Raw genomic sequence first — 14,121 nt, 5'->3', positions numbered from 1 at the left:
CGCGGCTGGGCTGGCAAGGCCCCTCACCCTGCCGGACGGCGCTGATGAGCCAGGCGCCGCCGCATGCTAGAGAAAGCGGCATGCAGACAGATGCCGAGAAACTCATCACCGCCCGTTTCGAGACCGTCCTGTACGATCTCGACGGCACCCTGATCGACAGCGCCAAGGACATGCAGCTGGCCGTCAGCAACGTCCTGGCCGACCATGGCCTGCCGCCCGTCACCGAGGACGATGTCCGGATCTTCATGGGCCAGGGCAGCAAGGTCACCATGGGCAAGGCCTTCGCCAAGCATGGCCGATCGCTCGACGACGAGACCCTGACCTCGGTGACGCGCGAGTTCGTGCGCTACTACGAGGCCGACCCGATCAGCCATACCACCGCCTTCGCCGGCGTCGCCGACGTGGTCAACACCTTCGCAGGCCTCGGCCTGAAACAGGGCGTCTGCACCAACAAGTTCGAGAAACCCTCGCGCATGATCCTCGAGCACCTGAAGCTGATGCCGCCGATCAGCGACGTGGCCGGTGCCGACAGCTTCCCGGTGCGCAAGCCCGATCCGCGCCACATCCTGATGCTGCTGGAGCGCATGGGCGGCGACCCCAAGCGCGCCGTGATGATCGGCGATTCCACGCATGACGCCGAGGCCGCCCGCGGCGCCGGTATCCCCGCCGTGCTGGTGAGCTGGGGCTACACCGCCAGGCCCGCGAGTGAGCTCGGCGCCGATGCCGTGATCGACCGATTCGACGCCCTGCCCGAGGCGCTGGCCCGCCTCGCATCGGCCCGTTGACGACTCAGTCCGCCTGTCTTATACGCGCCCCTTCCGGGCGCTTAGCTCAGCGGGAGAGCACACCCTTCACACGGGTGGGGTCGTAGGTTCAATCCCTACAGCGCCCACCACGGATCAATAAGGCTCCGAGGCACTTTTGCTTCGGAGCCTTTTTCTTCGCTTCGGCACCCTGAACGAGATGGCGCTCACCGCTCTTGCCCCGCTCTCGACAAGCGGCGGGCGGACCCCGCGATACTCGCCAAGCCTGAAGAGTTTCCCGACGTTGACACTGACGAACTCAACCTGCCGGTCGAAGGTCTGACCAAGGCCGGCATGCACTTGCAAAACAGCGGCAACCGGAAATCCAAATCGGCCTGCAGCTTCCCGATTCTCACCTTTGGTCGTTCAATGGGACGGAGGCAAGGTAGGCGCACAATCGTCGAGACGGTCGACAATGACAGGCGCCCTAGGCGCGCGTGCTCCTTCTGCCGTGCTGTCTGCCACCATCGTTGTTCCCCCGATTTCCAACGGTCAACGTCAGTTCATTGAAGGAGCCCAAAACCAAGAGCACCGGCGGCGCGTAAGGCTTTTTCGAGAGCGATTTAAGAACGCCATCGTCCTCATCGCCATTGTGCTGCGCATCCATGAATCGGCCCCTTCTGCCCGCAACGAAAGAACGAAAACGGGCCGCCACATCCCCATCCCACTGCAAAAACTAGCATGACGTTCTGGCAGCGACAAGACATTGCAGCATTAATGCGGTATTATTCGTTAGTGGCACTCGCACAAGATGGCCTTCCAAAATGGTCAACCAACGACGTCGATAAGGCCGACTTCCTGCAAGCTCTTGGTAAACAGACCACGTGATGCCGCCCTGGGTGCCGAAAGAGCGCCCTGTCGAGGCGCAGCGCCGCCACTTCACCTATGAATTCGGACGCTTGGTGGCGAAAGGCCGGAGGGCGGACGGTTGACCTCTCGGTGAAGGCCGTCACGAAGAATGGGCACCGCCAAGGCGCATTCTCTTCAGCCAGTGATCGAGAATGTGAACGGCGAGAGCATTGCTCCGCAGGCGCCCGGACCAGTTCCCGGCCGATACGATCGAAACGTCGACGTAGCGATCCAGATACCCGTCGCGCGGCAGGGCCGGAAGTCCGTGGCCAAACGGCAGCGTGGACTCGTGGGGCGTTTTTCTGCGCGCGAGCACCTCTGCCGGAAGGTGCCCTCGCATGGCTTCGCGCAACAGCAGCTTCTCCCTCGCCCACGGCAGCGTCGGTACCGACAGCATGAATTCGAGGACACGCAAGTCGAGAAACGGATGACGCAGGGCGAGAGGTCCCAGGGATTCCTCGAATTCGTAGTCGGAAAGTACGGCCGGCCATATGGGATCGTTGAACCCGGCGACGGCTCCCGGGCGCCAGGGATGCCGAGGGACAAAACCCGCTCCGTCACCGCCCAGGCGCGTCGAGCCGGCAAGCCGCTGTTGCAAGTCCAGACGACGGGCAAGGGCCGGGTCTATCCAGGGTGGCACGCCTATGGAATCGTCGGCGGGCTGGCGACGTCTGGTATAGCGCCTGAGGGTTTCCCACCAACCTGCCAAACCTTTGACCCGCAGGTAGAATACGCCGACCTCCGCCAGCCGCCGCCAGTCCCGCCGGCCGGCCAGCCATGACAGATAGTCGTTGCGCTCGAAGGAGAGAGCGTTATCCGGCCCCTCCCCGTAGAACCAGACGGATGCCCTTTCCGCCCGTTCGCACACGACCTCGCGGTCGAATTGGGCAGTGGTGATCACGGCCGACGGCTCGGGCGTTGTAATCGACCTTGCCCACCACTCGGTGTCATAGACAAGATCGTCGCCCCGCCGGTGCCGGAGTTCGACGCCGAGCCGGTCGGCCGCCAGTGAACTGAAATGCCTTTCTCTCGCAGATGCAAACTGCTCGAAATCAAGGCATTCGGCCACGACGCGCGAGGCGTCTCCCGTCACATGCACCGCACAGGCTGCAAGCGTGGTTGAATCGAGGCCCCCGCCCATGGAAATGCCGACCCTGCCGGCAGGCAAGCGGTCGGCAATCGATTTCGACAGAAGATCGAGGAAGCCCTCGGTGTATTGGCGACGGTCCCGAAAGTAGAGAGGATCCCCAATATCCAGTCGCCAGTATCGTCGCATCACGGCGCGGGTTCCGGAGATCGTCAGCACATGCGCCGGGGCCACCCGCCGAATATGCCGATAGACCGTTCGCTCCGACTCGAGAGAGTGACCAACGGTCAGAAAATCGGCGATCCAGGTATCGTCGAGGTCGCGCGCAACAACTGTCTGTGCGGCAATCCAGTCCAGCGAGTCGCTGACAAACCACGCTCCCCCGACCTCGGCATGAAAAAGCGACCGTATGCCGAGCTGGTCGCGTGCACAGATCAGCCGCTTGCGCGCGTCGTCCCACAACACAAAGCAGAAGTCGCCAGTGAGGCGATCCAGGAACGCGTCGCCCCAGGCGGCGTAGGCGCGCAGGCACAGTTCGGCGTCCGACACTTCTCCCATAAAGGCCTGGGGAGGAGACGAAAGCAGCGACCGAAGCTCGTCGCGCGCATCGAGCCGGACCCGACCGACGATCCGGTATTGCCCGCCGAGGCCCCGGATACCGATCGCCTCGCCGGTGGCGAGTTGGGGCCCGGCTTTCGAGCAAATGAAGGCAACATGGCCAGCCGGGTCAAGACTCTCGAAGTCGTGCCCAGCAACTCCAAACCGCCGGTGATCGACGGGTCTGCCGTCGACGTTGAAGATGGCGGCGAACACTTTTCAGTCGGTATGGGGCACAGAGTGCGAGGCTTTTCCGGCTTCCCCTACGCACAGCCGATGAATGCCGAACCGAGACTGCGCCGACCGAACCGCCGCGAGCGTCGAAATGGCACTAGGCCGAAACATCCGGTCGACCAAGCGGTGGGCTGCGATGCGCTTCATGAACATGCTCCTTCACGAGCCTCCCGAACCTCCTGCTCGAGCTGAAACTTCCCAATTCGCGCTCTCAATGTGACTATCCAGACTGCCCAAACACCGGGAACTCGACGGCTGCCGGAACAAGAATGACTTCTGCATCATCCTTCCGACAGAGCCGCAGCCTGACCCGAAGCGATATGAACCGCGCGGTTGAACTCCGCAACAAGGACCTCCGAATTCCCGCCATCGAGCATAGTGACATGATTGCCTGGGACCGGAACGATGCTCAACTTCTCGGTGCGAGCATGCCAACCCAGGTCAACACCGCCCTCCTCCGAACGGAACAGCACCACCGGGACGCTCAACCGGGTGGGCGGCACCTGCCGGATCCAGGATTCACGATGAAACTGGACGAGCATCGATCGCAAGTGCCACCTCAAACGGAAGATGAAGTGACTGCTGGCCCGAAAACGGAACAACAAAAGGAACCTAAGCACATGACGACCCGCCGGCCCGGTAACCAAAGACGGGGTCAGTATTGCTTCCGCGATCGTCCCCCAGTCGCGATTGCCTGCCAGCCTACACAGTGTTGAAAGTCGTTGTGCAAGACTGCGCCGTTCCGGAGGCGGACCCGAGCTGTAGTTCTCGGCATCTGTATCCAGCACCAGGAGCGCTGAAACCCTCCGGCCACGCTTCGACAGCCGGTCGGCGACGGCATAAGCAAAATCTCCTCCCAGCGAATATCCGGCGAGAAGAACGGGCCCTTCAGGCGCGAACAGTTCGATCTGGGCCAACAGATGCGCGACGATGTCTTCAAAATCCCCCCGCGCGAGACAACCGAGATCAGGATAGCTCGTCGGGACGACCCTGATGCCGCTGGCGCACGCCATTCGGAACCGGGCCAGAAGAGGCGTATCGCCCCACTTTCCCGGCACCAGGAACACCATTGGCAAAGTGCCGTGGAGCAGTGGCGACCGCCCTTCGTTCAGGCGATCCAGAACCACGGCGAACTCCGCGGCTTTGAGCCCACCGTGGAATTGATCCAGCGAAAGCGACCGGCCGCACAACCGTTCGAGATGGAAGACCAGAAGGAGCAACCGAAGAGAATCGCCACCCGCCTCCTCGAAGCTGCGACTATCCTGAGGCGGCGGTCGAACGAGTGCGAGCCGCCAAGCCTTGCTTACCATATCGATCGATCGCTGCGTGGCCCTGGCAGCGGCCGGCAGTGAAGAAGGCGATAGCCTGGCAGCCGCGTGCTGGGCGGCATGTGCGAACAAAGCCTCCTCGTCGATCTTCCTGCCCGGCAGTAGCGGCAACTCTTCGAGCACGAAGAGTTGGGATGGCTGCATGTAGGCCGGAAGTCTTTCCTTCAGATGCTTTCGGACCGCGTCGGTGATGTGCGACGAGCCCCTCTCACGCGGGACGAAGAAGGCGAGCAATCTCGGCTCCCCCTCGCCCCGGCGGGCGACCACTGCCGCGTCTGCGACTTCGGGTACCTGTCGGAGGACGGTTTCGACTTCGGCGAGTTCGACCCGGTTACCCAGAATCTTGACCTGTCGATCCTTGCGACCCAGCGTCACGAAAAGCCCGTCGGGACGCTCGCGCGCGATGTCGCCCGTGCAATACACGGGCGCCGACAAGTCTCTCTGGTCCTGCTCGAACGGACCGGAGTGAACAGCGCCGTTTCGCCAGATCCCAAGCGACATCCAGCGACTCTTGACTACCAATTCGCCCGGCTCGCCCTCCTTCACGACGTTGCCGGCTTCATCGAGCAGGGCAAAAGCGAAACCGGGCAAAGGATAGCCGGTCGGCACACGCGGTCCATCGTCTGGCAATTTCGGCGACACGAACCACTGCAGCAGCGCCGGCGCCTCCGTGGCACCATAGACGGAAAGCACGTGGCACTCTGCGGGCAGCACTTGCCGAAGGCGCTCGAGGTCGATCGCCAGCAGCGCATCTCCGGAGGACTGGATGCATCGCAAGGTCGCCAGGGCAACGGCCGCATTGTCGATGCCTGCAACGCTGCGCCACACGGCCGGCGTGGAGAACATCATGGTGAGACGCCGCTCGCCTATTGCCTGCAGGATTGTGCCGAGGCCTGTCCGCTGGAGGTCCAGCTTGACCAGCGTCGCCCCCGTCAGCATCACCTCGAAAATCTGCTGCAGGCCGCCGATTGTGCTGGGTGATGCGAGCGACAGGACCTTGTCGTCGGGGCGGAGATGGACGGCGTTGACGAGCTGACATGCGCGGTGAAGCACTGCGCGCTGGCTGAGCACGATACCCTTCGGATACCCGGTGCTGCCTGATGTGTAGACGATGAAGGTCGCCGCCAGGGGAGGTACCGAAGAGGCGGGAGGCTCATCAGGGGCCGGCCCGTCCTGCAACGCCTCATCGATCACGATCGTACGAATTCCCGCAGGAAGGGGCAGACCGGCGCCGCTATCCGATTGTCTCAGAATGATCGACGCAAGGCCCGCGTCGCGAACGATAGCTGCAACCCGATCTTCGGGATGGTGCCGATCGATCATCACGCAAGGCCGGTTCGCCGCCAGGCAGGCCAGGACCGCGACAGGATAGGCGGCATCGTTCGGAAGCAGGATGCCAACCGGTTGTCCGGTAGGGACGGCGGCATCGATCGTATGACTGAGACGCCGGCATGCCGCCCAGACCTGTGCGTAGGTCAGGTGCCCGTCAAGATCTTCGCAGGCAACCCGATCTCCGAATTCCTCCGCGGCTGATCGGAACAGGTCGAGCGCCGGTCGATCGATCCATTCCTCACGAAACCGGCGGAAGGGAACCGTCGGGCCATTCAGGTCGAGTGGCGGACCGCTCGGACATGACCAGGAGACGTCTGATGCTCGAAAGGAGGTCATCACTATTCGGATGAATTCAATAACATTGGCGTGATTCTAATAGCAGTTCCAATGCAGGCTTATAGCAAAGATCCTCAATACCAATATACCGTTGCAACGTAGTCATACGAACGAAAGCTTCTGGAGTAGGCAATGTCTTCATCCTCGCGCCGCCGTCTTGTTGCTGGTGGCCTGTCAATCCTGCTGGCTCTGTCGACGGTCATGCCCGCCGCCGCGCAGGACATGATCCGCTTCGGCACGGCGCTGTCGCTCACCGGCAATCTGGCAACCGAGGGCAAGCTCGTTCGCGAAGGCTACGACTTTTTCGTCAAGACAGTGAACGAGCGCGGCGGGATCGACGTCGCCGGCAAGAAGTACAAGGTTGAGATCGTCTACTATGACGACGAAAGCAACGTGAACACTTCGGTCAAGCTCTACGAGAAGCTGATCTCCCAGGACAAAGTGAAGTTCTTGCTCGGCCCCTACGGCAGCGGCATAACCATCGCCGTGAGCAACCTCACGGAGCAGCACAAGCTGCCGCTCGTGATTGCACACGGTGCGGCCTCGACGATTTATAACCGTGGCTACAAGTACATATTTGGCGTGTTGAACTCGATCGATCATTACACCTACAACATGGTGAAGATGGCGTCGGAACAGAAGCTGACACGCCTGGCCTTGCTCAACGAGAATCAGCTGTTCGCCCAACTCGGCATCGACGGGGCCGCACGGCAGGCCAAGGAGCTCGGGGTCGAAGTCGTCTATAAGGAGAAGTATTCGTCCGGCACCAAGGACCTTTCGCCCGAGCTGGAGAAGATGAAGGCGGCCAAGCCGGACATGATCATCGCCGGCGGCTACACCAACGACATGATCCTGCTGGCCCGCCAGATCAGCCAGGTCGGCCTGAAACCCAAGCTGCTGGGCTATCTCCTCGGACCGACGCTGCCGGGATTCGTGAAATCGCTGGGCGCCGATGCCGAGCTCACGCTCGAGCCCGTGCAGTGGAGCATCAACGTGCCGTACAAGGACCAGTTCTTCGACTGGACGGCGCGCGGCTACGCCGATGCCTTCCAGAAAGTGTACGGACACGTCCCCGACTATCATCCGATCCAGTCCACGGCGGCGTTACAGGTCTACTACAACGCCTTCCAGAAGGTCGGCGGCTTCGACCCGCAGAAGGTGCGCGACGCCATCGCCGAGACCGACATCGTCACTGCCTACGGGCCCATTCGCTTCAACGAAAAGGGCCAGAATATCGCCAAGTCGATGTCGGTGGTGCAGATCCAGGATGGCAAGCCGGTGGTTGTCTATCCGGCCGACGTCGCGGAGACCAAGCTGAAGCTGAACCCATGATGACGGGTGGCGCCCGCTGATGCAGCTCGTAGCACAGATCGTCTTGAACGGCGTGCTGCTGGGCGGTTTCTACGCCTGCATGGCGCTCGGCTTCTCGATCGTCTGGGGCGTCATGAACGTGGTCAATCTGGCCTACGGCAGCATGATCATGATCGGTGCCTATGTCACCCAGATGGCCGTTCTTCAGCTCGGCCTGCCGTTCGCCGCCGCCCTGCCACTGGCCGCCCTCGCGACATTCACGATGGGCTATGTTTTGCAGCGCGCCCTGCTCAACCGGTTGGCAGAGCGTTCGGTGTTCATGACGCTCATCTTCACCTTCGGGCTGAACATGGCTCTGATCAACCTCAACCTGATTCTATTCTCGGCCGACGTGCGGTCGCTGCCCGACGTCTTCGGCCGCGCGTCCTTCACCATCGCCGGCCTCAGCGTGCCCTATGGCCGGGCAACGATCTTCGCCGTCGCGATGGCCATGACGCTCGGTCTTCACGCTCTCCTCAACTGGACGCCGCTTGGCAATGCCATCAAGGCCACCAGCTTCGATCCCGATGCCGCGCGGCTCTCCGGCATCGACGTGCCGCACGTCTATGCCCTGACATTCGCGATTGGCGGCGCGATTGCCGGCGTCACAGGCGCGCTGGTCGCCACCAGCTATTCCTTCTCTCCCGTTGCCGGCGAGAGCTACACCATGAAGGCTTTCGTCGTGGTGGTGCTGGGGGGCCTCGGCAGTATTCCAGGCGCCATCATCGGCGGCATGCTGCTGGGCATCGTCGAGAACCTGGCCTCGTTGTTTCTCGATTCGGGCTATCGTGACGCAGTCGGCTTCACCCTGCTGTTGCTTGTGCTGGTCCTGCGCCCGCGCGGCCTCATGGGAAGGCGCTTCTTCGCCGAAGTGAAGGGCTGATCCCGCACCATGGCAGCCTTGCTCGCTAGATGGCGTAGCAGTCCGTGGGCCGGCAGCCTACGCACCGCGGCACTCTCCTGCGCGCTGCTGGCGATCCTTGTCGTCCTGCCGCCGTTTCTGTCGCTTTACTGGCTGCGGCTGTTGACCAGCGTTCTCATGCTCGCTGTTATTGCCCAGGGCATGAATGCCATGGCGGGCTTCGTCGGCTACCCCGCCTTTGGCAACGTCGTGTTCTTCGGCATGGGTGCCTACGGCGCAGCACTGGCTATGACCGCCGGATTCGGCGTGGCGCCCGCCCTGCTCATCGGCGCGGTTCCGGCTGCGGTGCTGGCATTGGCGGTCGGGCCGCTGCTGCTACGCCTGCGTGGCCACTATTTCGCGATCGCAACGCTCGGACTGAACGAGGTCGTGTCAGCCCTGGCCGCCAACCTGTCGGGCTTCACGGGCGGCGCCGCAGGCCTGTCGCTGCCGCTCGGGGCAGGCACGGCGAGCGACGCCGCGTACCGCGCCTATTCCGGTTTCGTCGCGCTGTTCGCCGCCAGCCTTGCCCTTGGCATCTTCCTCCGCGACAGCCGCTTCGGCTACGGCTGCCGTGCCATCCGGGCCAACGAAGAGGCAGCAGAGGCGACAGGTGTAGCCACGCTGCGCGTGAAGTCGATCGCGTGGATGCTGAGCGCGCTTCTGACGGCGGCTGCCGGCGGGCTGTACGCGCGATGGGTCGGCTTCATCGAGCCGTCGCAGGTGTTCGACATGTCGATATCGGTCAAGGCGTTCGTCATGTTTCTGCTGGGGGGCGCTGGCACTGTATTCGGCCCTCTGATCGGCTCGCTGCTGATCGAGAGCGCGACAACACTGGCGTGGAGCCACCTCCTGAAATTCCACCTGTTGATACTCGGGGTGACGATCATGCTGGTCGTGCTGATGCTGCCGGACGGCGCACAGGGCTTCGTCGCGCGACACTGGCCCGCGGTTCGCGCCTGGCTGCGGCACAGGTCCTGATGCTCAGCGTGCGCGGGCTCTCCGCCGGCTACGGCGGCATGATGGCCATCCGCTCTCTCGACCTCGACGTGAAGGCGGGCGAATGGCTGGCGCTGCTCGGACCGGTCGGCGCCGGCAAGTCGACGTTGCTCGGCGTTCTGGCCGGTCTCGTGCCGGCCCGGCAGGGTGAAATCTGCCTCGATGGCGAAGACATTCGGTTTCTGCCGCCCCATCGTCGTCTGCGACTCGGCGTTGCCCTGGTGCCGGAGGGCCGTCGGCTCTTTTCCGGCATGACGGTGCGCGAAAACCTCATGGCCGGCACACACGCGCTGGCCGATCCGGCGATACGGCGGCGCAACCTCGACAGGGTCTGCGAGCTGTTTCCCGTGCTGGCCGAGCGGACCCGCCAGATCGCCGGCACGTTGAGCGGGGGTGAGCAGCAGATGTGCGCCATTGGCCGCGCACTAATGGCCTCACCCCGGCTTCTCATCATCGACGAAGTCACGCTCGGCCTGGCACCACTGGTCGTCAAGTCGCTGTTTACAGCCTTGGTAGGACTTCATGAGCAGGGCATAACGCTGCTTACCGCCGAGCAGAACGTGCCACTGGCGCTGGCGCATGCCGATCGCGGCTGCGTCCTGAGCGGCGGCGCCATCGTCATGGAGGGCCCCGCCAAGGTCCTGCGCGACGACCCGGATCTCCCTCGTCATTTCGTTGGATACTGAGCTGACACGCCATGCCCCCACTCGACCTCTCCCGCCTGTTCTCGCCGCGATCCATCGCCGTGCTCGGCGCATCGGCGAGCACCGACAAGCTGGGCGGACAGGTCTTTGCGCGCCTGGCTGAGTCCTTCCGCGGCGAACTTTTTGCCATCAATCCCGGTGAAACCGATATTGCCGGCCGGATGTCCGTTCCCTCGCTGGAGGCACTGCCGCAGCCGGTCGATCTGCTGATCGTCCTGGCGCCGGGCGAGCGCCTGGTCGAGGCGATCGAGCGCTCTCCCGAGGGCTGCGTCGGCTTCCTGCTCGCCATCCCGAGCGGCTTCGGCGAGGTGGCGCACGAGGGGCTCGAGCTGCAGCAGCGGCTGGGCGCAGCCGCACGCCGTGCCGGCATGCGCGTCGTCGGGCCCAATTGCGTCGGGCTACTCAACGGCTCGATCGGACTGAACGCCTCGATCATCCCGCTGATGCCCCCGGGCGGTGCGGCCGGCTTGGGTGTGGCGACACAGAGCGGCGGCTTCGGTATGGCGTTGGCCATGTACGCCGCCGACAGCGGCATGGCGGTCTCCTGCTTTTGCGACGTCGGCAACACGGTCGACGTCTCGCTGGCCGATTGCGTGGCGTATCTCGCCGGGGATCCGGCCACCGGCGTCATCGGCCTATACGTCGAGTCGGTGCGCGACCTGCCGTCATTCATGGAGACCTTGACGGAGGCCGCCAAGGCCAAGCCGGTCGTGGTGTGTCCGCTCGCCCGCACGCTGTCTGGTCAAGCAGCATCGCTCGCCCATGTCGGCATACCAGCCGACGGAGCGCGATTGGCGAGCAGCCTTCCCGACGATGCGATCGTCGTGCACTCCGGTCTGGATCTGCTCCATGTGTCGCGCGCCCTGCTCTGGCAGGGCCGACCGCTGGGCGGCAAGCGCCTCGCCATCGTAACCGGCACCGGCGGGATCGGGACCGAGATTGCCGACCTGGCAGGAGAGCATGGCCTGACCATTCCGCGCTTCTCCCCAAAGCTGACGTCAGCCATCGCACGGCACCTGCCGGTTTACGCTGCCAGCGCCAATCCCGTCGATCTCACGCCGGTTTGGCGTGACTATGCGCGACTCTATCCGATCGTGATGGCCGAGATCGCGGCATCCGGCGAAGCCGATCTGATCGCAGTTTCGATCACGGATGTCCCGACCACCTGGCCCGACCTCGCCCAGAGCCTGGCACGCTCGGTGCCGACGCTCGGCCTGCCGGTGGCAGTCTACTGGGCGTCGCGCGACGCCGATGTGGTCAACATGGCGGCCCTCAACGCTGCCCGCATTCCCACTTATCGAGCCACGCGCGAACTTGCCTTGGCGCTGGGGGCGCTCGCCCACCACGGTGCGGCGACGGGCGGCCATGCTGCTTGATGTCCAGGATGTTTCGGTCCAATTCGGCGGTCTTCGCGCGCTGAACGGAGTTTCTTTCGGGGTGCAGGAAGGCGAGATCGTCGGCCTCGTCGGCCCCAACGGCGCCGGTAAGTCGACGATGGTGAATGCCGTGTCGGGCGCGCTGGGCCGTCATCGGGGGAGGATCACCTTCGCCAGCCGTGACATTTCCGGTCTTACGCCGTCCCGCATCGCTGAGATGGGACTGGTGCGCACCTTCCAACTCGTGCAACCGTTCCGCGGGCTGACCGCCATCGAATGCGTCACGCTGGGTGCGCTTTACGGCAGTGGCACCGACCGGCCAAGCGGAGTTCCCGCCGCACGCCGCCTTGCCGAGCAAGTGCTCGCCTTCGCAGGCCTCTCGGCCGTGGCAGGCCTTGCCTGCGATACGCTGAATGCCAGTCAGCGTCGTCGCCTCGAAATCGCCCGCGCGCTGGCGGCGCGGCCGAAACTGATCCTCCTCGACGAGTGCCTGTCGGGCCTGAACAGCAGCGAAGTCGACCAGGGCATCACCCTGGTACGCGCCATCCGCGAGCGTGGCATCGCCATCCTGATCATCGAGCACATGGTGCGTGTCATGGCGACTCTCGCCGACCGCATCGTGGTTCTCGACCGCGGCGAAAAGATCGCCGATGGCCCGGCAGACGAGGTCCTTACCGACCGCCGGGCGCTCGGCATCTATTTCGGTACGACTGCGTGAGCCGGCGACTCAGTCGCGAAACAGCGGCTGGGTCATGCCGCGCCTGAGCAGGAACGGTGTCCGCACCGCGCCGCGAGGCAGGAAAAAGTAGACGCGTCCGCACTCCTGCCAACCCAGCGCACGCAGCCCCTTGTGCGCGTCGGGCCGGTCGAGCTGGCCCAGCGTATAGGCATGGCGGGCACCCTGCCGCCGCGCTTGGTCCAGCATTGTGCCCAGCACCAGTCCATGGACGCCCTTGCCGCGGAAGGCCGGCGGCGTAAAGGCATCGGTGGTGTAGACCTCGCCCGGACGCAATCTGATTGGATGTCCCGGCAGGGCGTCGCCCCAGGTGAAGCAGGTCCAGTTGGCGTGCGCCAACACGCCATCGACGAAGGCCAGGAAGCAGCGTTCGCCGCGGCGTAGCCGATCAAGGTAGAGCCCGCGAGCTGCCTGGTCGCGCGGTCCGTCACCGAGCCACAGCCAAGGGTCGTCCGCATAGAGTTGGCAGATCGTGTCTAGGTCGGACTCCTCCGCCAGTCGGATCGAGGCGCCGAGCGGGTTCAACGGTGGCCGCACCGGCTCGGCCAGCGAGCGCTCGTAGAAGAGCGCGCAAGTCAGTTCGCCGAATGATGCCGTCGCGCGTTTCGACCACTGCCACGCCCGTTTCCGCAGATCGCCCATGGCCGAGTGTAGGGCGCCACGCTTGCTGCCGTAAATTGCCCTGGGGTACTTGGTTCTGGCATGCCCTGGGTCGTGCCCTAGGCCGTGGTGTCGCAGATCGGAGCAAGTCCGCTGGCTCACGGTCGATCAAAGCACAGTGAGCATTGGTGTCCCGTCGTGGACCTGCGAGAGGGCCGCACGTAAACGTCGGTTCGTGACACCGTCTTTCTCTGGATTACCACCTGCCGCCCCATCGCGCCGTGCGCTGATCGCAGGCCTTGTGGCTTTTGCGGCGTACGGCAGCAGTCGCACCGTCTCGGCCCAGAGCGATCCCTGGGCGGTCCTGCGCCGCCCGGGGTCGTTCGCGCTGATTCGCCATGCCACGGCGCCCGGCACCAGCGACCCGGCGGGCTTCCGCCTCGAGGACTGCGCGACCCAGCGAAATCTCTCAGCGGAAGGTCGGGCGCAGTCCGTCCGGATCGGCGACCTGTTCCGGGCCAACGGCATCGCCGCCGCCGAGGTCTATTCCAGCCAGTGGTGCCGCTGCCTCGACACCGCGAGCCTGATGAAGCTGGGTGAGATCCGCCCGCAACCCCTGCTCAACTCCTTCTTTCAGGACCGGTCGCGCGAGACCGCCCAGATCGAGGCGCTGCGGCAGTGGATCGGACGACTCGACCTCGCGAGGCCGACCGTGTTCGTCACGCATCAGGTGGTGGTGACGGCCCTCAGCCAGATCTTTCCCGGCAGCGGCGAGATCGTGGCGATGCAACGCGGCGCCGATGGGCGCTTCACGGTTCAGGGACGGCTGCCAACCGCCTGATGGACGGCGGCACTGCCCGGCGCGGCCGAAGGCTGCTAAGAGCCGGCC

At 64.2% G+C, this 14,121-nt stretch carries 12 protein-coding genes and 1 tRNA gene; 9 read left to right on the top strand and 4 right to left on the bottom strand.

The features are described from left to right. Window positions 1–80 precede the first annotated feature (80 nt). Window positions 81–785: an HAD-IA family hydrolase gene (locus Q7V45_RS11150; protein ID WP_304851630.1), complete on the top strand. Its 705-nt coding sequence runs from the start codon at window positions 81–83 to the stop codon at window positions 783–785. Between the two features lie 35 nt (window positions 786–820). Continuing rightward, a tRNA-Val gene (locus tag Q7V45_RS11145) sits at window positions 821–895 on the top strand. Window positions 896–1,230: 335 nt separating this feature from the next. On the opposite strand, the gene Q7V45_RS27045 is transcribed toward Q7V45_RS11145, so the two are convergent. The 3 genes from Q7V45_RS27045 to Q7V45_RS11130 all read right to left on the bottom strand — a co-directional run bounded on the left by Q7V45_RS27045 (window position 1,231) and on the right by Q7V45_RS11130 (window position 6,566). Then, a complete protein-coding gene (locus tag Q7V45_RS27045) occupies window positions 1,231–1,410 on the bottom strand; it encodes a lasso RiPP family leader peptide-containing protein (RefSeq protein WP_370692591.1) in 180 nt (59 codons plus the stop codon). 342 nt (window positions 1,411–1,752) lie between these two features. Then, on the bottom strand, window positions 1,753–3,552 hold the full coding sequence (locus tag Q7V45_RS11135; protein ID WP_304851624.1) for an asparagine synthase-related protein: 1,800 nt from the start codon (window positions 3,550–3,552) through the stop codon (window positions 1,753–1,755). 299 nt (window positions 3,553–3,851) lie between these two features. Then, a complete protein-coding gene (locus Q7V45_RS11130) occupies window positions 3,852–6,566 on the bottom strand; it encodes an AMP-binding protein (RefSeq protein WP_304851621.1) in 2,715 nt (904 codons plus the stop codon). A gap of 132 nt (window positions 6,567–6,698) precedes the next feature. On the opposite strand from Q7V45_RS11130, the gene Q7V45_RS11125 reads away from it, so the two are divergent. Genes Q7V45_RS11125 through Q7V45_RS11100 form a run of 6 tightly spaced genes read left to right on the top strand, consistent with a single transcriptional unit; the run spans window position 6,699 to window position 12,614 of the window. Further along, window positions 6,699–7,898 (top strand): amino acid ABC transporter substrate-binding protein, encoded by a 1,200-nt coding sequence (locus Q7V45_RS11125; protein ID WP_304851618.1) that lies wholly within the window; start codon window positions 6,699–6,701, stop codon window positions 7,896–7,898. A gap of 19 nt (window positions 7,899–7,917) precedes the next feature. Continuing rightward, window positions 7,918–8,799 carry a branched-chain amino acid ABC transporter permease gene (locus Q7V45_RS11120; protein WP_304851615.1) on the top strand — a complete coding sequence of 294 codons (882 nt, stop codon included), beginning with the start codon at window positions 7,918–7,920 and terminating at the stop codon, window positions 8,797–8,799. 9 nt (window positions 8,800–8,808) lie between these two features. Then, on the top strand, window positions 8,809–9,798 hold the full coding sequence (locus Q7V45_RS11115) for a branched-chain amino acid ABC transporter permease (protein ID WP_304851612.1): 990 nt from the start codon (window positions 8,809–8,811) through the stop codon (window positions 9,796–9,798). After that, complete coding sequence (locus Q7V45_RS11110; RefSeq protein WP_304851608.1) at window positions 9,798–10,502, top strand: ABC transporter ATP-binding protein; 705 nt, start codon at window positions 9,798–9,800, stop codon at window positions 10,500–10,502. Before Q7V45_RS11115 ends, Q7V45_RS11110 begins: the two co-directional genes overlap by 1 nt. 11 nt (window positions 10,503–10,513) lie before the next feature. Next, entirely contained in the window at window positions 10,514–11,896 is a 1,383-nt protein-coding gene (locus tag Q7V45_RS11105) for a CoA-binding protein (protein WP_304851605.1), read from the top strand. Beyond that, entirely contained in the window at window positions 11,886–12,614 is a 729-nt protein-coding gene (locus Q7V45_RS11100) for an ABC transporter ATP-binding protein (RefSeq protein WP_304851602.1), read from the top strand. Before Q7V45_RS11105 ends, Q7V45_RS11100 begins: the two co-directional genes overlap by 11 nt. Window positions 12,615–12,623: 9 nt before the next feature. On the opposite strand, the gene Q7V45_RS11095 is transcribed toward Q7V45_RS11100, so the two are convergent. Further along, entirely contained in the window at window positions 12,624–13,274 is a 651-nt protein-coding gene (locus tag Q7V45_RS11095) for a GNAT family N-acetyltransferase (RefSeq protein ID WP_304851599.1), read from the bottom strand. Window positions 13,275–13,533: 259 nt separating this feature from the next. Here Q7V45_RS11095 and Q7V45_RS11090 point away from each other — a divergent pair, with 259 nt between their 5' ends. Further along, window positions 13,534–14,073 carry a histidine phosphatase family protein gene (locus tag Q7V45_RS11090; RefSeq protein ID WP_304851596.1) on the top strand — a complete coding sequence of 180 codons (540 nt, stop codon included), beginning with the start codon at window positions 13,534–13,536 and terminating at the stop codon, window positions 14,071–14,073. Window positions 14,074–14,121 lie beyond the last annotated feature (48 nt).

It is taken from the genome of Reyranella sp. (assembly GCF_030651995.1).
GTDB lineage: Bacteria > Pseudomonadota > Alphaproteobacteria > Reyranellales > Reyranellaceae > Reyranella.
Note: the sequence above shows the minus strand (reverse complement) of the source record. Positions and strands in the feature narration are given on the sequence as shown.